13 protein-coding genes are annotated in these 19,786 nt (G+C 65.2%); 7 read left to right on the top strand and 6 right to left on the bottom strand.

Going from position 1 to position 19,786, the window contains the following annotated elements:
• Window positions 1–124 precede the first annotated feature (124 nt).
• Together IPF85_RS02030 and IPF85_RS02025 are read left to right on the top strand one after the other, a co-directional pair.
• Entirely contained in the window at window positions 125–9,055 is an 8,931-nt protein-coding gene (locus IPF85_RS02030) for an isopeptide-forming domain-containing fimbrial protein (RefSeq protein WP_343406394.1), read from the top strand.
• A gap of 42 nt (window positions 9,056–9,097) precedes the next feature.
• Entirely contained in the window at window positions 9,098–9,736 is a 639-nt protein-coding gene (locus tag IPF85_RS02025; protein ID WP_343406393.1) for an NAD(P)-binding domain-containing protein, read from the top strand.
• 33 nt (window positions 9,737–9,769) lie between these two features.
• Here IPF85_RS02025 and IPF85_RS02020 read toward each other — a convergent pair whose 3' ends face one another.
• From IPF85_RS02020 to selD, 4 genes are all read right to left on the bottom strand, one after another.
• Window positions 9,770–11,008 (bottom strand): FAD/NAD(P)-binding oxidoreductase, encoded by a 1,239-nt coding sequence (locus tag IPF85_RS02020; RefSeq protein WP_343406392.1) that lies wholly within the window; start codon window positions 11,006–11,008, stop codon window positions 9,770–9,772.
• Window positions 11,009–11,018: 10 nt separating this feature from the next.
• Window positions 11,019–11,879 (bottom strand): nucleoside phosphorylase, encoded by an 861-nt coding sequence (locus IPF85_RS02015; RefSeq protein WP_343406391.1) that lies wholly within the window; start codon window positions 11,877–11,879, stop codon window positions 11,019–11,021.
• A gap of 139 nt (window positions 11,880–12,018) precedes the next feature.
• Window positions 12,019–12,264: a DsrE family protein gene (locus tag IPF85_RS02010; protein WP_343406390.1), complete on the bottom strand. Its 246-nt coding sequence runs from the start codon at window positions 12,262–12,264 to the stop codon at window positions 12,019–12,021.
• A gap of 42 nt (window positions 12,265–12,306) precedes the next feature.
• Window positions 12,307–13,356, bottom strand: a complete 1,050-nt coding sequence (selD, locus tag IPF85_RS02005; protein WP_343406389.1) for a selenide, water dikinase SelD — start codon at window positions 13,354–13,356, stop codon at window positions 12,307–12,309.
• A gap of 112 nt (window positions 13,357–13,468) precedes the next feature.
• Here selD and IPF85_RS02000 point away from each other — a divergent pair, with 112 nt between their 5' ends.
• The gene (locus IPF85_RS02000; RefSeq protein WP_343406388.1) at window positions 13,469–14,386 is read left to right on the top strand and encodes a LysR family transcriptional regulator; all 918 of its coding nucleotides are present in this window, start codon (window positions 13,469–13,471) and stop codon (window positions 14,384–14,386) included.
• Window positions 14,387–14,436: 50 nt separating this feature from the next.
• On the opposite strand, the gene IPF85_RS01995 is transcribed toward IPF85_RS02000, so the two are convergent.
• Together IPF85_RS01995 and IPF85_RS01990 are read right to left on the bottom strand one after the other, a co-directional pair.
• The gene (locus tag IPF85_RS01995) at window positions 14,437–14,610 is read right to left on the bottom strand and encodes a hypothetical protein (RefSeq protein ID WP_343406387.1); all 174 of its coding nucleotides are present in this window, start codon (window positions 14,608–14,610) and stop codon (window positions 14,437–14,439) included.
• A complete protein-coding gene (locus IPF85_RS01990) occupies window positions 14,607–15,875 on the bottom strand; it encodes an MFS transporter (protein ID WP_343406386.1) in 1,269 nt (422 codons plus the stop codon). The genes IPF85_RS01995 and IPF85_RS01990 overlap by 4 nt, the downstream gene beginning before the upstream one ends.
• Before the next feature lie 277 nt (window positions 15,876–16,152).
• Here IPF85_RS01990 and IPF85_RS01985 point away from each other — a divergent pair, with 277 nt between their 5' ends.
• The 4 genes from IPF85_RS01985 to IPF85_RS01970 are packed head-to-tail and all read left to right on the top strand — an operon-like array spanning window position 16,153 to window position 19,781.
• On the top strand, window positions 16,153–17,544 hold the full coding sequence (locus tag IPF85_RS01985) for a pitrilysin family protein (protein ID WP_343406385.1): 1,392 nt from the start codon (window positions 16,153–16,155) through the stop codon (window positions 17,542–17,544).
• 33 nt (window positions 17,545–17,577) lie between these two features.
• Window positions 17,578–18,780, top strand: a complete 1,203-nt coding sequence (locus IPF85_RS01980) for an alanine--glyoxylate aminotransferase family protein (RefSeq protein ID WP_343406384.1) — start codon at window positions 17,578–17,580, stop codon at window positions 18,778–18,780.
• Between the two features lie 39 nt (window positions 18,781–18,819).
• Window positions 18,820–19,128 (top strand): hypothetical protein, encoded by a 309-nt coding sequence (locus IPF85_RS01975; RefSeq protein WP_343406383.1) that lies wholly within the window; start codon window positions 18,820–18,822, stop codon window positions 19,126–19,128.
• Complete coding sequence (locus tag IPF85_RS01970; RefSeq protein ID WP_343406382.1) at window positions 19,098–19,781, top strand: Crp/Fnr family transcriptional regulator; 684 nt, start codon at window positions 19,098–19,100, stop codon at window positions 19,779–19,781. The genes IPF85_RS01975 and IPF85_RS01970 overlap by 31 nt, the downstream gene beginning before the upstream one ends.
• The last annotated feature ends 5 nt before the right edge of the window (window positions 19,782–19,786 follow it).

Here is a 19,786-nt window from a genome sequence, read left to right as displayed (position 1 = left end):
ACGCCGGCTATCATACGCCTGTCCGTTGTTTTTGGCGATTTTTACCCGACTGTCGCTCAGCGATACGATTGGTGAAGACGCCCGGGTTTTCGGTCGTTGAGCTAGAGACAGGAGATCATCCAGAATGTTTTACCGCCGAATGCAGGCCAATCAGGCCTACCTTGTGCTTGTGTCTTTGTTGGTTGTCTTGTTGACCCTCGTCGCGCCGGCTGCACCGGGCCTCGCGGCGACTGCCAACGCCGAACGTTTTGCGGCCCCGCAGGCCGTTACGCCCGCCGCCTCTCTGACCGTTCCCTCCACCACGATGATTAGTGAAGGCTTCAGCTTCACGGCCGCCTTCGATAACACCGGTACGGGCGCCGAGGTTGGCTATGGCCCCTATGTGGACCTGTTCCTGCCCATTGGCGGCGTGGACGCCACCAGCAACAGCGGGCCGAACGATGGCGTCACGTTCACCAGCGCGACCTACCTGGGTATAGCCGTGAATTCTGTCACGCAGACCTGCGCACCGGACGGAACCCTCACCCACCCGCTGACCGGCCTCTCGGTGACCTGCCCGGCCTTGCCGGGTAACTTCGATACCTCTTTCACCTGGCAGTTTATCAACCTGGAACTGCCTTTCGGCTCCTTTGCGGCTGACCAGCCGGCGGCAGACATCACAGTGACCGTCAATCTCAGCAATTACGCCGATCTGAGCACGGCGCTGCCGATCCAGGCACGCGGCGGCTTTCGCTACGGCGCCGATCCGCTGGACAACCCAACCACCGACCCGCCCATCATCCAGGCGAGCCTGACCAGCGCCGACGTCACGCCCACCCTGATCAAGCTGATGAAAACCTACCACGGCCCGGAGGATGAGACCGCCACCGGCCCCAACTTCCCGCGCGAGTACACGGTGGCCGTGGATATTGCCGATGGGCAAACGGTGACCAACCTGGACATCAGTGACTACCTGCCCGGCAACTTACAGTTCGTCCAGGTGGTCAGCACCAGCCCGACCGCCACCTGCGGCACGCTGCCCAGCACCACCACGCCCGGCGGCAATCTGGTTTGCACCTTCGCTTCGGTGACCGGCACGACGGGCACATCCGACGCCACGGTGCGTTTCCGTTTCTACGTGCCTCTCAACGATGCGGGTAGCAATCCAGTCATCAACGCCAGCACCGGCGACGATGTGCAGTGCATCAATCAGGCCGGCGCGCTGGGCGATTGGACGCCGCTCGATCCGCGCGACCTGGGGGGAGTGGATAACGCGTCAGCGGGCGGCAGCGGCGATCCGCCCGAACACATCCTGGGCTGCAAGTCTATCGCCATCCAGAAGAGCGTGGCCAACCTCACCGACAGCACCAACTCGCCCGGCGATGTGCTCGAGTACACTCTCAACTTCCAGGTGTCCGACTTCTTCGCCTTCCAGAACGTCATCATTGACGATCTGGTCTCCGACGGCCAGCACTTCCAGTCCAGCTTTGCGCCGACCCTCCAGGTAAACGGCAACGACTTCACGCTGGCCGCGGCGAGCATGGACGGCGGCAACGTGAACATCGTCTGCAACTACACCGGCGGGCCGGGCGCGGAGTGCGACAGCGACAACGGCGCCGCCAACGACGGCACGACCGCCATCGCCTTCGACATCTCCGCCGAAGTGACGCGCGGCCGACCGGATGGCAAGCTACTGGGCGGCTGTGTCCCCACGGCGGGCGGCAGCGACTACGACTGCGATCCCTTCGACAACGGCGCGACGACAGCTACGCTCAAATTCCGCACCGTCATCCTGGACGCCTACACCGACGACTACCCCTCCGGCGATCCGAGCGTGGACCAGGGCGATATCCTGAACAACGATGTGACCATCAGCGGCGATGTGTTGAACAACGCCAACCTGATCCCCACCGGCAACAGCGAGGCCGACACCAGCGCGGCCGGGCTAAACATCGCCCAGGGCAGCCTGGAAAAGACGATCTACGCCAAGAACGGCGTTGCCTGTGCGCCGCAGCCGTGCAGTGCAGTCCAGGGGACGCCGGGCGATACCATCACCTATCGCCTGCGGTACACACATCCAACCAGCGACTTCGAGCAGTTCAGCATGGAAGACTTCGTGCCGCTGCCGGTCTTCAGCGCCACAGAGGTAACCTCCTTAAGCAACACGGTCTGCGGCACGCCGGCGGCCGGCGCGGCCTGCCTGGGGCCAGCCGACACCTATCATCTCCTGAGCGGCGCGGTGACCCCCGCCATGACCACTAATGCGGCCAACAACACGGTCAAGTTTACTTACGGCAATTTCGACGATCCGACCAACCCCACCAGCGTTGTGGACATCCTGTTCACGGTGACGATCGAGGGCGATCCTTTCGCCGACGGGCTGTACCTGACCAACCAGGCGCGCTCGACTGAGGGCACCACGCAAACCACCGTGCGCACCGCTGACGCCATCGTGCAGTTCCAGATCTTCGAGCCGGTGCTTGGGATTCGCAAGGGCGTCATTGCGACGGACAAGGCCACCGCGACGTTCAGCCCAGCGACCGTTGCACCTACCAACGTTTCCGTCTCGGCGCCCGGTTCCGCCTGCCCGCGTCTGAGTGGCAGCGGCCTGCCGGTCACTTCAAGTAACCTGGGCACAACGTTTACCAGCGACCTCAGCGGCCTGGATGCCGGCGACTTGGCGACCTTTGTCATCGTCGTGGAAAACACCGGCCGCGGTCCCAACGGCGCCTTCGATGTGCGCATCAAGGACGACCTGCCGGCCGGTTTTGTGGCGCCGGCAGGAGGCATCAATCTGTGCGCCACCGACGGCACGGGCGCCCTGTTCAGCGTCACCGACCTGGGCGGCGGCCTCCTGAGCACAGGCATCGAGTTGATTGACCCCGGGCCGACCAACCCGGCGGCCGGCGCTCTCGACCGCGGCAAACTGGCCGATGGCACGACTGTGACCGATGGTCGCAATATCGTCATCTTGACCTTCGACCTGCAATTGGACAGCTCGGTGCGGCCCAATCAGGCCATAGACAACACCGCCACCCTCTTCAAGTACGCGGGTCAGGAGGGGGGGGCCGATTTCACCGCCACCGATCGCACCGACAGCGCCCAGGTCAAGATTTCGCCGCCGGCATTCGCCAAGGCGCTCACCGGCACTGAGGTCACCGACGGCGACAACGGCGCCACCCAAGCCGTGATCGGCGAACTGATCACTTACGAGCTCACCGTCACGATCCCGGAAGGCGTCACGCCCTCAGCGCAAATCGCCGACACCCTCGCCACCGGTTTGGCGTTCGTCGATATCACCAGCGTCACGCTCTCCCCGGGAGTGAGCACCGCCAACGCCATCGGCACGGGCGCCAACCCGGCCAACGTCGCCGTGGCCGGCGGTGGCGGCTCGTTCACCGTCAACTTCGGCAACACCACGAACGCGAACACCGACAACGGCGTCGCCGAGACCATCGTCATCGTCTTCCGTGCGGCCGTCCTGAACCTCGCAGGCAATCAAGCGGGCACGACGCTCGGCAACGCCGCCACGTTCAGTTACGACACGGGCCCGAGCCTGCCCGCCACGGCCGCCAACGTCACCCTGGTCGAACCCCGCGTCCTCGCCGGCAAGGAGGTTTCGAACGACGGCACAACCTGGTCCGCCAGCCTCAACACCGGCGACGCTTCCGCGCCCCTCTACTACCGTGTTCGCCTTAGCAACGGCGGCGCCGCGCTCGCCCCGAACGCGGACGTCGCCACCACCGCGGAGTTGGCCAACTTCACCTCGAGCGGGTCGATCCCGGGCCGGTTTACCTCAGTGCCATCGCCGATGGACGGGGTGGCGCTGGCCGTTGGCCAACGGGTGCTCGTGAAGAACCAAACCACTGCCAGCCAGAACGGCATCTACAGCATCACGGCGACGTCCAGCGGCACCTTCACGCTCAACCGCGCCACCGACGCAGACACCGCCGCCGAACTGTACCGCAGCCGCCTGGTCAAGGTCGGCAGCGGCACGGCCAACGGCGGACAAGTGTTTGAGTTGACCAGCACGGTTGCCACGCTGAACACCGACGCGGTCGTCTGGACCAGCATGACTTCCGGCGCCCTGACAGCGTTCGACGTCACGCTCAACGACCCGCTGCCGGCCGTTTACGCGTCCGTGGCACTCAACAACCCTGTGACCACCGCCGGCTTCGGCGCCACGCCGGCGCCGACCTTCGCCGACTTCGAGATCGTCGGTGGCGTCCTGCGCACGAAGGCCGGGGTTTCCTTCGACATGCCCGCCGGCAGTTCCGTCGAACTGGTGCTCTCCGGCACGTTGTCCAACGGCGTCAACCCGCAGCAGAACCTCGACAACATCGCCACCGTTCTCTGGACTTCGCTCAACGACGACAAGTCCAGCGCCGATACCCCAACCCAGCGTTCGGTCCACAACGCCAGTTCGACCGAGCGCACTGGCGCGGACGGCGTGGGCGGAGCGTTGAACGACTACGCGGCCAAAGGCTCCGCCAACGCCGTGTCGTCGGCCCCGATCCTCAGCAAGTTGATCGTCGCGACTTCGGAAAGCCACACCCTCGAAAACAAGGTGTTGGCGGACTTCACGGGCACGGGCTTCACCAGCTTGGCCGGCACTTGGGCGTCCGCGCAGACGATTCTGCCGGAGTTCGTGCGCATCGACAGCCCGGCCACGGGCACGGGTGGCAGCGGCACACTCACCTTCGGTTCCGCTCAGGACCTCCGTGGCTACAGCGCGCTCGGCGTCGCCGTCCGCGCGGCCGCCGGCAATGCCGCCACCACGATGCGACTGACGCTCACCGACAGCGACGGCACCACGGCGCGCTTCGATGTCACCATGTCGAGCCTGACGGTTGGCGCTCCCGGTTTCACGCAATTGACCTCGGTGGCCCTCACGGTGCCATCTGCCGCACCGACGGGCGGCAACGGCGTGCTCAACCTCGAAGCGATCGTCTCGATCCAAGTGGCCGGGAGCGCCAACAATGCCGTCCGCTGGGACATTGACCGCATCGTCGCCCTGCGCACGCTGGCCGTGCCCGGCGAGATCGTGCGGTATCGGCTAACGGTCGAATTACCTGAGGGCACTTCGCCCGATTTCATGGTGCAGGACAACCTGCCGCCCGGCATGCGCTTCATCAACGACAGCACCGTGCGCGTGGCTTTCGTCGCCAACGGCGGCGGCATCGCCTCGACGACTGCGGGAACCGGCAACGCGACGGTACCAGCCGTCACCGACACCGGCACGGCGTTGAACCTGAGCGGCAACGGCGACACGGTGTCTTCCTTCAGCCTTGCCGTCGGCAGCGTCAACGGCTTGCCCATCGGCGAAGGCACGGGTTTCGATTCCACCGTGTCGAGCAGCCGCACCGACGCCCGCGTGACGGCCGATACCTATATTGACGGCACGGATCCGATCTTCCGCCTCGGCACGCTCGTCAACAGCGACAACGATGCCGATGCCGAGTATGTCGTGATCGAGTTCAATGCCTTGGTCACAAACGACCGCGACAACACTTCACCCGACAACGGCAGCGCTCAACAGGCCGGCGTCAGTCTCGACAACACCTTCCAGACCGCCATCAACAGCAGCACAAGCAATACTCAGGTCGGGTCCACCAGCTCAGCCAACGATTTCAGCCGCGTCGTCATCGTCGAGCCGCAGATCAACAATCTCAGCAAGGCCATCACGACGGCGCAGGTGGATGCTGGCGACCCGATCGCCTACCAGATCGAGTTCTCGAATAACACGGCGCACCCGGCCCAGTACGCCCCGCAGGTGCGGGCCGCGACCACGGCCGCGTTCAGCGCCACGTTCAGTCCCACCGGCGGCATGGGCGGCGCGGGTCGCTTCACCGGCGCGCCCGCCAGTGTGGACGGCGTGACGCTGGCCGAGGGCGACCGCGTGTTGGTCAATAACCAGTCGAGCGCGAGTCAGAACGGCATCTACAAAGTGGTGGACAGTCTCAACGGCATCTGGGATCGCGCAACGGATTTCGACGCCGCCGCTGAGATGAATCTCGGCTATCGCGCCTTCGTTGCTTCGGGCACGGCCAACGGCGGCAGGACTTTTGCTCTGGATGCTGCCGTCACCACGATCAACACCAGTGCGATCAGCTTCTCTGCAGTGTCCGCCAATCCAGCGGTCCAGGCGGCGACAACCGGCGTACTGCCCGGCACGTACACCTTCAACGCGACGGGTGGCACAGGCGGCACGGGCCGGCTCACTTGGACTGCCGCCGCGCCGACGACCATTGACGGTGTGACCTTGTCTCCAGGCACGCGTATCCTCGTCAAGGACCAGAACAGTACCGCGCCATCGGCGCAGGTCCAGCGCGGGGTGTACGTGGTGGTAGACGCCAACAACTGGGATCGTGCCAGCGACTTCGACACGGCTGCGGAGTTCCCGGTCGGAATCCAGACCTACGTGGTGGGGGGGACCAACAACGGCGGCCGGACGTTTGCGCAGACCGTGTCGGTAACCACCATCAACAGCAGTGTCCCGGGGTGGACTGTCGTTGATCAGGTTACCGCCTTCGATCTGGTGCTAACCGACGCGCTGCCACCTGGCGTGCTGTTCCAGAGTGTCACCATCGTCACGCCGGACCTGCCGGCCGGCCAGACCTTCACCGCCAGCGGCCCGTTCACCGGCGGCTCGGTCACCGTTCCTACGGTTGATACGAATGGCACGATCACCGTCAACCTGGACAAGCTTGCGCCGGAGTCGAAGATCAGCGGCACGCCCACGGATGTGACCATCACCGTCAACGGCATCGTCAGCAGCTCCGCTGCCGCCCGCCAGGAGATCGCCAACACCGCCCGGCTCAGCTACACGGGCCTGCCGGGGGACAAGGGCACAGCATCGAACCCCACCGGCACTGATCCGACTTCCAGTAGTTCGGTGGACGCTTCCGGCGGCCAGTACGGCGAGCGCAACGGCAGCGGGGTGACGGCAACGGACAACACGCTAGTTAACTACGGCGCCTCCATTCGCAACAGTTACAGCGTAGCCTCCACCGTCATCACGTCGCTCGATCGGCCCAGCGTCAGCAAGTCCTTCAAGGACGGCACTCTGACCAACGACGATACCAGCCTGGCTGCCACCACCGGCGCCAATCTGACGATCGGAGAACAGGCGACTTTTGACATCCTGGTCACCCTCCCCGAAGGCTCGACGCCAGATCTGGTCGTCAGCGACGTACTGCCCGACGGTTTGCGCCTGGACAGCTACGCCGTGATCACCCTGGCCTCCGGCAGCGGCCGGCTCAGCCAGGACTTCGTGGGTACGCTGACCAACAACCCGCCCTCGGTCTCCCCGGCCCTACCTGTGACTGGCGCCGGCGCCGCTTCCTTCAGTTTCGGCAACAGCGTCGCTACCGCTGATGGCGTTGCTGGCAACAACGCCTTTGTCCTGCGTGTCACGGCCACTGTTCTGAACATCCTGGGCAACCAGAATGGCGTCACCCGGACGAACAGCGCTACCGTGCGTTTCGACGACCCCGCCATCGCCGACCGCACCGTGACCAGCACCGGCGGCGATCCCACCATCACCGTGGTCGAACCGATCCTGGCCCTGACCAAGCAGCAGATCTCAGTCGCGCCAACACCGGCGCAGGTCGGTAGCGTCGTCACCTACCGCGTGACTGTGGCCCACGGCGCGGGCAGCGCCGCGCCCGCCTACGACGTGCGCATCACCGACGCCTTGCCCGCCGGTCTGACGCTCAACCTCGGTTCGGTGAGCGTGACGCTCAACGGCAGCGCCTCCGGCGCCGTCAACAACTCGGCAGGCAATGCCATTGACGTCAGCGTAGACGCGATTCCGAACGATGGCAGCAACGTGGTGATCGAATACCAGGCCACGGTCAACGGCAACGCTGATGTCACCGTGACCAATAGCGCCGATGCTCTCTGGACCACGCTGCCCGGCGCCAGCACCGACGAACGCGGCGAGGGCGACGGCAACCCCGACGGCGCTGAGCTGCTGGGCAGCGGCGCGCTGAACGATTATGAAGTCGTTGGCAGCAGCAACCTGAGCGTGCCGCTGGACATGGGCGATCTGCCCGACAGTTACGGGACGACGACCGCCAATGGCGGCGCTCGCCATCTCCCCAACGGCCTGACCCTGGGCAGCAGCATTGACCAGGAAACCAACGGCCAGCCGAACGCCAGCGCAACCGGCGACGGCGCGGACGAGAACGGCGTCAGCGCCAGCAGCCCTTCGGCCAACTGGGGCGGCGGAACCGGGGCTTTCCTGGTGACGGTCAGCGGCGGCCCTGGCTGCCTCAACGCCTGGATGGACTTTACCAACGACAGCGGATCGGGGGTTGGCGCCAGTTTCGCCGACGGCAACTTCACCAAGACCGGCGGTTACGACGCCTATTCGAGTTTCTCGGAACACATCGTGCAGAACCAGTTGCTGACCAACGGCGTGACCGACGTGACTTTCTCTGTTCCGACCAGCCTGCTCGGGGGCGGCAGCACCAGCTACTACTTCCGCTTCCGCCTCAGCCCAACCGACGGCAACGGGCAATGCACGGTCCCGGTTGGCCCAACAGGTCTGATCTCGGGCGGCGAGGTGGAGGACTACCAGGTCACCTTCCCGCCGTTGGCCGCAACGCTGAACAGTTTTAGCGCCGAAGCGCAAGGCGACCGCATCATGGTCATCTGGGAGACGGTGAGCGAGCTGGACAATATCGGCTTCAACCTCTATCGCAGCGACAGCGCGACGGGCGCCCTGAACCTGTTGGCCTTTGTGCCGTCGCAGGGACCTGGCAGCTCCCAGGGCTTCGCCTACTCCTACGATGATCTGGACGTACAGATTGGACAAACCTACTGGTACTGGTTGGAGGACATCAGCGTGAGCGGCGTCACCACGCTGCATGGGCCGGTCAGCGCCACGCTGCAGCAGCCAACTGCTGTGACGCTTGGGGAGTGGCAGGCAGGGACGTCGCAGCCCGCCCTGCTGGCGGCGCTGCTGGCCGTTGCAGTCGGGTTGGCGATCGTCCTGGGCACTCACGGAGTCAATCGCCGCGAGTCGGTATTTTTCAATATCGAAAGATTTGATGTAGAATTGAAAAATTGAACTGAACGAGTTGAGTGATTTCACAAAAAGGGAGATAAGCACATGAAGATCGGAATTCTCGGTTCGGGTATGGTGGGGAAGGCGTTGGCGGCGAAGCTGACGGAGCAGGGGCAGGATGTGATGGTCAGCTCACGCAGCCCGGAGAAGGTAGCCGCGTGGGCGGCGGACGCGGGGGTCAAGGTCGGTTCCCTCAGCGAAACGGCTGCGCACGGGGAGATCATGATCAACGCGACCAAAGGTGATGCGTCGGTGGACGCGCTGCGGGCCGCGGGCGAGGCCAATCTGGCCGGCAAAATTCTGATGGACATCGCCAATCCGCTCGACTTCTCACGCGGGATGCCGCCCACGCTGTGGGTGTCCAACACCGACTCGCTGGGCGAGCAGATTCAGCGGGCCTTCCCACAGGTGAAGGTGGTCAAGACTCTCAACACCCTCAACGCCAACCTGATGGTCAACCCAGGCGGACTGGGCGGCGGCGAGCACACCATTTTCGTCAGCGGGAACGACGCCGCGGCGAAGGCCGAGGTCAGCCGCCTGCTGGCCGAGTGGTTCGGCTGGCGCGACATCATTGACCTGGGCGACATCACCACCGCCCGCGGCACCGAAGAGCTGCTGCCGGTCTGGGTCCGCCTGATGATGATGTTCGGCCACGCCAACTTCCAGTTCAAGATCGTGAGGTAGGCCGGCGAGGAACATCAGAAGTTTCATGGCTTTTCACAGGATAACCGGGATGCCGAGCGCCTTGCCGCCCAGCGTCATTGCCCACTGCAACGCCGCGCGTCGCGGCCCAAACGGCGCCAGCCACCACTGCTCGAACAACACCTTGCCCCAGTGCCAGGTCTTGCCCATCCGGCGCAGTTGGACTTGCGGCGCCGGCTCGGCGTAGAAGTCGCCAAACGCATAGCCGGCCAGGCTCTCGCCCGCTTCGAGCATACAATAGCCGATCCCTGGGAAGGTTCCCCCTGCGCCGGTCCCCATGATCTCCGCGGCGATGCGGCGCGCGACGACCTCGGCTTGGGCGTGGGCAAAGACGCCGGCCTTGGGCAACAGCATCGGTACGTCGGGTTTCCAGCGGCCGGGGATCGAGACCGCCGTGACATCGCCCAACGCGAAGACGTTCTCGTGCTTCGTCGCCAGCGTGTGGCGGTCTACCGGCGCCCAACCTGCCTCGTTGGTCAGGCCCAGTTCGCGCATGATGCGCGGGCCGCGATGCGGCGGGATGGCGACCAGCAGATCGTACTTGACGGTGTCCCGGCCCTCGAACGACAACTCGTGCGTTGCCCCCGCCACCTGCGTCAGTTTGTGCAGCGGGTGAAAGGCGACGCCTTGCCCTTCCAGCATTTGCTTGACCGCATCACCGAGCGCCGGGCCGGCCACCGGCATCGGCTGGGCTTCCGGCGTGAAGAGGTGAACGTCCACGTTGCGCAGCCCGCGCTGCCGCAGGGTGTTGGCGATGAGCATCGCCCCCTCGTGCGGCGCGCCGGGGCACTTATAGGGCAACGCGCTGACCACGACGGCCACGGTCCCGCCGCCGAACTCCCGCAACGCATCACGCAGCCTGGCCGCGCCGTCGAAGGTGTAGAAGGTGTGCGCCGCTGCGGCCAGGCCGGGGATGGCCTCCGGCGCCAGCTCCGCGCCCAGCGCGATGATCAGGGTGTCGTAGGCCAGCGTTTGCGCGGTGGTGACCACGCGGCGATTGGGCAGATCAATGCTTTGCGCCTCGGCCAGCACGACTTCGACGCCGGGCCGCGCCAATTGGCGCACGTCGCGCGTGATTTGCTCCGGCCGGCGGTCGCCCGTCATCAGCCACAGGAACGAGGGCGCGAACGCGTGCTGCGCGTTCTTTTCGACCAGCACGATGCGATGCTCGCGCGGCAGGAGCCGCCGCAACTCGTTGGCGGCCACCAGCCCGCCGATTCCGCCGCCCAGGATCAGGATCGTTTTTCCGTTCATCTCACTCATCTCACTTTCTGTCGTCTTCCATTGCTTCGTTCTCGACCCATGCGCCACCCGCGGGCGGGCCGAGGTTCGATCCGCTCATGAACCCCCTCACCGTCAGGCCGATCACCTGGAGCGCATCGTGGCTGCCCCCATCCAGACCCTTCTCGAAGTCGCCTTCCGCGACCGCCATCTGGTTGGTGATGTGCGCGAAGCACACCACGTCTCTGTCCTGGGCCTCGGCGAAGGCATAGAGCGCGGCCGCTTCCATCTCTACCCCGGCGATGCCTTCGGCGCGGGCAAATTCGATGGCTTCGGCCGTTTCGCGGAAAGGGGCATCGGTAGTCCAGGATGCGCCGCGTAGCACGCGGATCGCTGCGCCCGTGAAGGCATCCTGCAAACGCCCGGCCAGCGCGGGCCTGATGACGCTGTAGGCCGCGGGCGGTCGGTAGTGATAGCTCGTCCCTTCATCGCGCAGCGCCCGCTCGATCAGTACGAAATAGGGCGGCTGTCCCGCCGGGATGATTTGGCCGGCTGATGTGATGCTGATGAGCAACCGGCAGCCGGACGCAAACAACTCTTCGGCGACCAGGACGGCGAACGAACCGCCGACGGCATAGGGCACGACGCCGCACTCGATGCCCGCGCAGGTGAAGGCATAGAGCTGGGTATGGTAGCACGCCCAGTGCGCATGTGGCGTGGCCTGCCCGGTCGCGATGAGATGCTGGGCGAGGTCGCCGTCCGGGTCGAGGACGCAGACGGCCGGGATGGCGCCCTCCGGCGTTGTGCGCTGGCGCCGGGCCTCGCGCAGCAGGTTGTCAACCTGGAAGACCGAAGGCGCAGCATAGGCTTTGTGCTCGAGGATCGGCGCGCGGCGCTGTTGCATGTTTACGAACCTCCGGCAATTAGAAAACCAACACCTGGTCGGCGGCGGCCGTCCAGGCCGCCAACATCTGCATGTTGCCCGGCTGCGTACCTTCGAAGAATCGCTCTGGCCCGAACCCGCGGGCCTCTGAACAGGTCCCTCAGGTGGCGACCTGGCCCTGGCGGGCGATGGATTGCAGCATGCGCTCGATGTTGTAGTAGCCGTTCGGGGTCTTCTGGCCGGCCACCGCGCAGTTGACGCCGTCCCCCAGCATGAACACCTGCACGTGGGCGTCCGGCAGCTTGGCCAGGTTCATCGCCAGGCGCAGCGCGTTGTAGGGACGCTCGTTGCCGTAAGGCCCGTCGTTGATGATGAATAAATAGGTCCGTTTACCGTCCTCAGTCATGGTTTGCGCTCCTCTTGTGTCTGTGTGGCGCGCGTCGCGCGCTCAGGGTATGACCTGGATCCGCCCCGGCGCTCCGGGTGTGATCTCGCCGATGACTGATCCTGTGATGCCGGCCTGGCGCAACTGCGCCAGGAGCGCGGCGCTCTTGGCGGCCGGCGCGGCGATCAGCAGCCCGCCGGAGGTTTGCGCATCGCACAGGATGGCCTGCGTCTCGGCCGAGATCCCCGGCGCCCAGTCTACGAAGCGGGCCAGGAACCGGGCGTTGTTGCGCGAGCCGTCCGGGATCGCGCCCTGCCGGGCCAGGTCCCAGGCTTCCGGCAGGACGGGCGCTTGCCCGGCGTGGATCCTGGCGCCCACCCCGCTGGCTTCGACCATCTCGCGCAGGTGGCCGAGCAGGCCAAAACCGCTGATATCGGTGCAGGCGTGGACCCCGACCGCCAGCATGGCCGCGCTGGCCGCACGGTTGAGCTGGCTCATTACCGCGATCACGGTCGCGATGGCGCCGTCGGTGACGAGACCCCGATCAATGCCGGTCGTGATGATGCCCAGACCCAGCGGCTTGGTGAGCACCAGCACGTCGCCCGGCCGCGCGCCGGCATTCGTGACCATGCGCCCCGGATGCACGATACCGGTGACAGAGAGGCCGTACTTCGGCTCGAAGTCTTCGATGGAATGACCGCCGCCCAAGGCGACGCCGGCCTCCGCCAGTTTGGCCGCGCCGCCGGCCAGGATCTCGTCGAGCATACTCAGCGGCAACGTCTTGACCGGAAAACCCACCAGGTTGAGCGCCAGCACGGGCCTGGCCCCGACCGCGTAGATGTCGGACAGCGCATTGGCGGCCGCGATCGCGCCGAAGGCAAACGGGTCGTCCACGATCGGCGTGATGGTGTCCACCGTTTGGACGAGCGCCAGCTCGTCGCTCAAGCGGTAGACGGCGGCATCCGCGCCGTGGGCGAACCCGCTCAATAGATTGGGGTCGGTGGGGGGCGGTAAATGACGCAGCACCTGCGCCAGATCGGCCGGGCCGATCTTACAGGCTCAGCCCGCGCCATGTGAAAGTGAAGTCAGTTTGACGCCAGGATAGGTTGACATGCAGGCACTCCGATGCGATGACGGCGGATAACAACAGTTGACAGTCTACGCCCGATGAGGTGATAATGCAATAGTCAATGATCTATCGGAGCGATAACTTCAGGTTATAACTATGGACTACCGACTCACCGTTTTTCGCGCCGTCGCGCGGCGTCAACATTTTTCGCGCGCGGCCGACGATCTGGACCTCAGCCAACCGGCCGTCTCCAAGCACATCCGGCTGTTGGAGGCGGAATGGGGCGTTCAGCTTTTTCACCGGCTCGGCAGCCGCGTGGAGCTGACCGACGCCGGCCGCATCCTGGCCGATTACGCCGAACGCGTGGCGGTGCTCACGGAGGAGGCGCGGCGCGTGCTGGCGGAGATGGCGGGCTTGCAGCGAGGCTATCTGCGGCTGGGGGCGAGCACGACGCCGGGGCTCTATCTGCTGCCCGAGATATTGGCCCGCTTCCAGGCGCGCTATCCGGGGGTGGAGGTCACATTGGCGATCTCCAACAGCGCGGATGTTGCGCGCCGCGTGCTCGATGCCGAGTTCGACCTCGGCTTCGTCGGCGCGCCGGCTGCGGCGCCCGGGTTGCAAGTGCGTCCCTTTGCGGAGGATGAGATCATCCTGATCGTGCCGCCAGGCCACGCGCTGGTTCAACAACGCGCCCTCGCGCCGGAAATTTTCGCCGGAGCCACCCTGATCCTGCGCGAAGCAGGTTCAGGCACGCGGCAGCTTGTCGGGGGGCACCTTGCAAGTCTGGGGTTACGGCCCAAGCGGGTGCTGGAGTTGCCGGGGTGTGAAGCGGTGAAACGCGCGGTGGCGGCCGGGCTGGGCATCGCGTGGATCTCACGCCGCGCCATTGCGCTGGAAATCGCGTACGGGCTGATCTGCGCGCCGGACATCCCGACCCTGCGTATCTCCCGTCACCTGTGCGCTCTGACGCGCAAGGATGCGCGCCCCACAGCAGCCAGCCTCGCCTTTCTGGCGCTGGTCTTGCAGGAGGCGGCCACGGCACACGCCGAAAAACCGCCGCGGCCGGTCTCCTGACCGAGCCGGGCACGGTCGGAGACCAGCCCAAGCAGATGATTCGGATAGGCTCATAGGCCGTTCGGCGCGGGCAGATTGCCATCGTTTGGCGCGTGGTCGCCAGGCCCCGTTCTGCTATCGTTTCCTGGCAGGAAAGCCAGGCTGACGCCGAGCGATCGTGGCGCGGCCAGGCCGATGGGCAGCGCGGCGTACACCACGATGTCCGCCACGATACCGCTGATCACCCTGGCAGCGGCTGCTCGCGAAAGCGCCAGATGGCCCAGGTGGCTGCGGCGTAGGCCAGCAGGGAGATGACAAAGAGCGCGGGGAAACCGGCGCCGTCCACGATGAAGCCGCCGATGCCGGTCAGCAGGACGGTGATGCCGACCAGGGTGTTGGTGAAGCCGATGTAGAGCGAACGCGCGGCCGGCGGGGCCATGTCGAGAAGCAGGGGGCCAAGTGAGACGCCTACGGCCGCATCACGCACGCCGACCAGGATGAAAATCAGGACAATAAGCGTCTGCGCGCCGAGGAGACGGCTCAACGGCCAGGCCATGAGCGCAAAGGCCAGGACGAGCACGCCCAGACCGGCGCCAATGCGCAGCACGTAACGATTACCACGCCGCGCCGAAAGTTGACCCCAAACGATGTAAGCCACCAGGCTGGCCGCGATGTTGGCCGACAGGAAAATACCCACGGCGCCGGCCGCAACCTGCAGACGCTGCGCAGCAAAGACGGTGAAAAAAGGCGTAGCCATGCTGCCGCCAATCAAGGCCAGGCGCAGCCCCAGGAAGCCGCGAAAGTTCGTGTCGGTCTGCAAGGCGGTGCGCGCCCGCCGCAACTGACCGATCAAGCTGGCACGCGGGACCAACGCTTGATTGATCGGCTCGCGCAGCGCCGCAAACGCGGCCATGCCGGCCGCGGCCAGAACGCTGGCCACGGCAAACATCAGCGCAAAATTGTTGGGAAAACGGATAGGGCTGGTTTCGCTGAGCAGGCTGCGCACCCAAACGCCCGCGCCCACGCCCAGCAGGCTGCCCAGCGACAAACGCCAGGCAAAGAACAGCCCGCGCTGACCGGGCGGTACGACCTTTGCCACCACATCCATGAAAGACAGGCCGCTGAAGCCAGCCGCCAGTTGGTTCGCCATCAGCAGCGTGAAAAAGAGGAGCAACTGCCAGCCTTTGTCCTTGACCGCGTAAGCGGTCAGTGCCAGCAGGACCAGGCAGATCGTGCGGATGACGGCCATGACCCGATAGATGGGCAGCGCCGTCGGTTTGCTCTGAAACCAGCCCGACACCCACAGTTGGGGCAAGAACCAACCCGCCTGGCTCATCGGGTAGACCAGGCCCAACAGGATGGGCGAATCGGTCAGGAAGCTGGCGAACGTCACCAGCACCAGACTCGGATCGAACAGGGTGTCAACGCCGCCGAACAGAACACCGTTGAGCACGCCCAGGTTGAAATCGCGACGCCGCGCGGCCGCGGTGATGGATTGAATGACGCTCATACGCCTCTCACATGAACCTTGCACACAAAACCGGCCTGGCTGCGAAGCCGGGCCGGCCCTTAGGGTTCCCATCCTAGCATAGATAGCACAAGTGGGCAAGAATCACATCACAAGCATCAAATGTAGACACAGCGCATGTCTTACGATATAATCAGCCCTCAGAATACTATCCAATCAGGGAGCTAAGAAACGAGAATTGAATAAGTGTCCGAACGTAGCCAACCCGTAGGCCCTTGAACCAGACAGATGAAAAATTCTCGTTCCTAACCAGACACCATTGAGTAATCCGATTCATCCGCTATTACAGATCGAACAAACCACGTTGCCCAACGGGCTGGCGCTGTGGTGCAAGCAGCGCCCGGGCAGTGGCTCGGTGGTTCTACGGCTGGTGGTGCGCGTAGGCGCCCGCTACGAGTCCGAAGGCCAGAACGGCATCGCCCATTTTTTGGAGCATCTGATCTTCGACGGCACCCCGCGCTGGCAAGAGAAGGATATTCGCCAGGTCATCGAGCGCGTGGGCGGCAGCTTCAACGGCTACACCGGCCACGAAGGCACCATCTATGAGGTCGAAGTGCTGGCCGAACACCTGGGCCTGGCGCTGGACTGGCTGGCAGAGATCGTCTTCCGCAGCAACCTGAGCGACGAGCAGGTGCGTAAGGAGAAAGGGGTCATCTTCCAGGAGCGCGGCGGCCGCATGGGCGCCTTTTTCAACTGGCTGGAAGACCTGGCCGACCGGCTGCACATTGAATACGATTTGTACAAGAGCCTCATGCGCCAGTTGTTTCCCGGCGCCGCGCTGGAGCGTGAGGTGACCGGCTACGAGCGCACCCTGCAGCGCATCACACGCGCCGATCTGTTGGCCTTCTATCACCGCTTCTACATTCCCAACAACATGACCCTGCTCATCGTGGGCGATGTGCAGGCGCCGGCCGCCTTTGCTGAGGCGGCGCGCTGGTTTGGCGACTTCAAGGTCGGACCGACGCCGCCAGCGTTGCCGCGGCCACGGTCAAGCCCGTCCCGTTTTGTGGAGGTGCGCATGCAGTGGCCCGACTGGATTGACCGGGCTTATCTGTGGTACGGCGCGCGCACCGTGGGCCTCAATCACCCGGACCAGGCGTCCATCCTGGTGCTCAGTTGGATCATCGGCGACCGCCTGCGCGAGGAGATGCGCGAGCGACGCGGCCTGGTCTACTGGCTGGGCGCGGCTAACAATACCATGACCGATATCGGCTACTTCAGCATCGAGACCGATGCCGATGGCGACAAGGTGGACGCCATTCTGGAATATATTGATCAGGTTTTGGCTGGGGTCAAGCGCGGCACGCTGGAACAGACCGATCTGGACTATGCCAAGCGCGCCATCCGCGGGCGCAATGTGCTCTCCATGGACAGCAATGATCGTCTGGCCGAAGTTTTTACCGGGCCGGCGCTGACCCTGCGCCCTGGCGAGTCGCTGCCCGATTTTTTTGCCGAGATCGAAGCCGTTACCCTGCACGACCTGCAGCGTGTGGCAAGCACCTATTTTACGCCAGATAACAGCTATCTGGCCCTCTCGCGCCCCGCCTTCACCTTGCGCGACGCGGCCATCGGGGTGGGCGGCGCGCTGCTGGCCCTGGCGCCCGTGGTTTACACGCGCCTGCGGCGCAAGCAGCAGACCCCCGACGCCTGAGCCTATCTTCTCCAAAGTGGGACAAGGAACACCATGCAGACCCAGAAAGCACGCAAGTTGCTCATGATCCCCGGCCCCATCGAATTCGAGCCGGCGGTGCTGGCGGCCCTGGCGGAGCCGACACCCAGCCATGTGGCGCCGGATTTCATCGAGGTGTTTGGCCGGGCGCTGGACAATCTGCGCACGGTTTTTCAGGCGCCCGACGGCCAGCCGTTCGTCATGGCCGGTTCCGGCACCCTGGCCATGGAAGCGGCGGTCGCCAATCTGTTGGAGCCAGGCGACCGGGTGCTGCAAATCAACACCGGCTACTTTAGCGACCGCATGGCCGCGATCTGCGAGCGTTCGGGCGCGCTGGTCACGCACGTGCCCGCGCCTGCGGTGGGCGATGCGCCTGGCCTGGCCGAGGTGGAGCGGGCACTGCAGCAAGATCGTTTCACACTGATGACCATCACGCATGTGGACACTTCCACCGGGGTGTTGACCGACGTGGCCGGCCTGGCGAAACTGGCGCGCGCCGCCGGCGCGCTCAGCGTGGTGGATGGCGTCTGCTCGGTAGCCGGCGAAGCGCTGCCCATGGCCGACTGGGATGTGGACGTGGCGCTGACCGCGTCGCAGAAGGCGCTGGGCGCGCCGCCGGGCCTGGCGTTGGTCATGGCGCGACCGCGTGCCCTGGAAGCCTTCCGCCGCCGCACCCGGCCCGTCGCCAGCTACTACGCTGACTGGAGCAACTGGCTGCCGGTCATGCAGGCCTATCAGGCGCGCAAGCCGGCCTATTTTGGCACGCCGGCCGTCAACCTGGTGCTGGCGCTGGATGTCAGCCTGGCGCAGATCATCGCTGAAGGCATGGAGGCCCGCGTCGCTCGCCATGCCCGCCTGAGCGAGGCGATCAAAGCGGCGCTGACCGCGCTGGGGTTGAGCCAGGTGCCGCTGCGGCCGGCCGTGGCTGCCCACACCCTCAGCGCGCCCTATTTCCCCGCAGGCGTGGACGGCGCGGCGCTGCTGGGCAAAATCAACGTGGCCGGTGTCATCCTGGCCGGCGGGTTGCATCCGGCCCTGCGCACGCGCTACTTCCGCATCGGTCACATGGGCGCGGTCAACGCGGCGGATGTCCTCGCCACGGTCGGCGCCATCGAACAGGGCCTGCACGGCGTGGGCTATCGCTTCGACGCCGGCAGCGGGCTGGCCGCCAGCCAGCGGGTGATGCAAGGCCAGGCCGGGCATCCGCCGTTCGCGTAGCATCCCATTACTCTGACCATGCCGCCTTTGGAATCTGATATGCCGCCAGGCTGGCGCCGGGAACTGAGCCGGATGCAATCGTTGAGTGATGCAGCTTTGTGGGGCATGGCTGGCAGCATCATGGATGAACGTCAGCAAGCCGAGCTGGAAGCATTGGCGGAACTGCAAGAAGAACGCGCACTGACCGCAGCGGAACACGATACACTCACGCGCTTGATGCAGGAGGCGGAGTACACCATGTTACGTCGAGCCGAAGCCTTCCATTTACTCGCGCGTCGGGGATACTCGGTCTTCGTTTATCAAGACAAGGATTCTGCATGGCTATTAGCGCCGCGCTTGCCTCCCTGATCGAACAACTCCGCAAAGTCGTCTTCCTGACCGGCCTGGACGACTCGGTCCTGGCTGCGCTGGCCCGTGACGCGCTGTGGCGCGACTACGCGGCAGGCGAGGTGGTTTTCCTGGAAGGCGAGACATCCCCGGGCCTCTATGTGCTGCAGCGCGGCTGGCTGAAGGTGCTCAAGACATCACCGGAGGGCCGGGAGCAGGTCCTGCGCTTCATCGGCCCCGGTGAGACCTTCAACGAGGCGGGGGTTTTTGCCAGGCGCCCCAACCCGGCTTCGGCCATTGCCCTCGAAGAGGCGGGGGTGTGGCTCCTGCGCCGCGATTCTATTCGGCGCCTGCTGAGCGAGCGTCCCGACTTCGCCGAACGCGTGCTGGAGAATATGGCGGGTCGCGTGGCTGACCTGGTCTCGCTCGTGGCTGACCTGTCGCTGCGGCCCGTCACCGGCCGGCTGGCGCGGCTCTTGCTCGATGAGGCCATTGGGGATACGCTGCACCGCCCGCGCTGGTTCACCCAGGCCGAACTCGCCTCGCGCCTGGGCACGGTGCCCGATGTGATCCAGCGCGCCATGCGCAACCTGGAAGCAGAAGGGGTCATCGCCGTCGAACGGCAAAGCATTCGCATCTGCGATCGGGCCGCGCTTGAGAAGCTGGCAACGTAAGCAGG

Origin of the sequence: Candidatus Amarolinea dominans (assembly GCF_016704685.1) — a bacterium.
GTDB lineage: Bacteria > Chloroflexota > Anaerolineae > SSC4 > Amarolineaceae > Amarolinea > Amarolinea dominans.
Note: the sequence above shows the minus strand (reverse complement) of the source record. Positions and strands in the feature narration are given on the sequence as shown.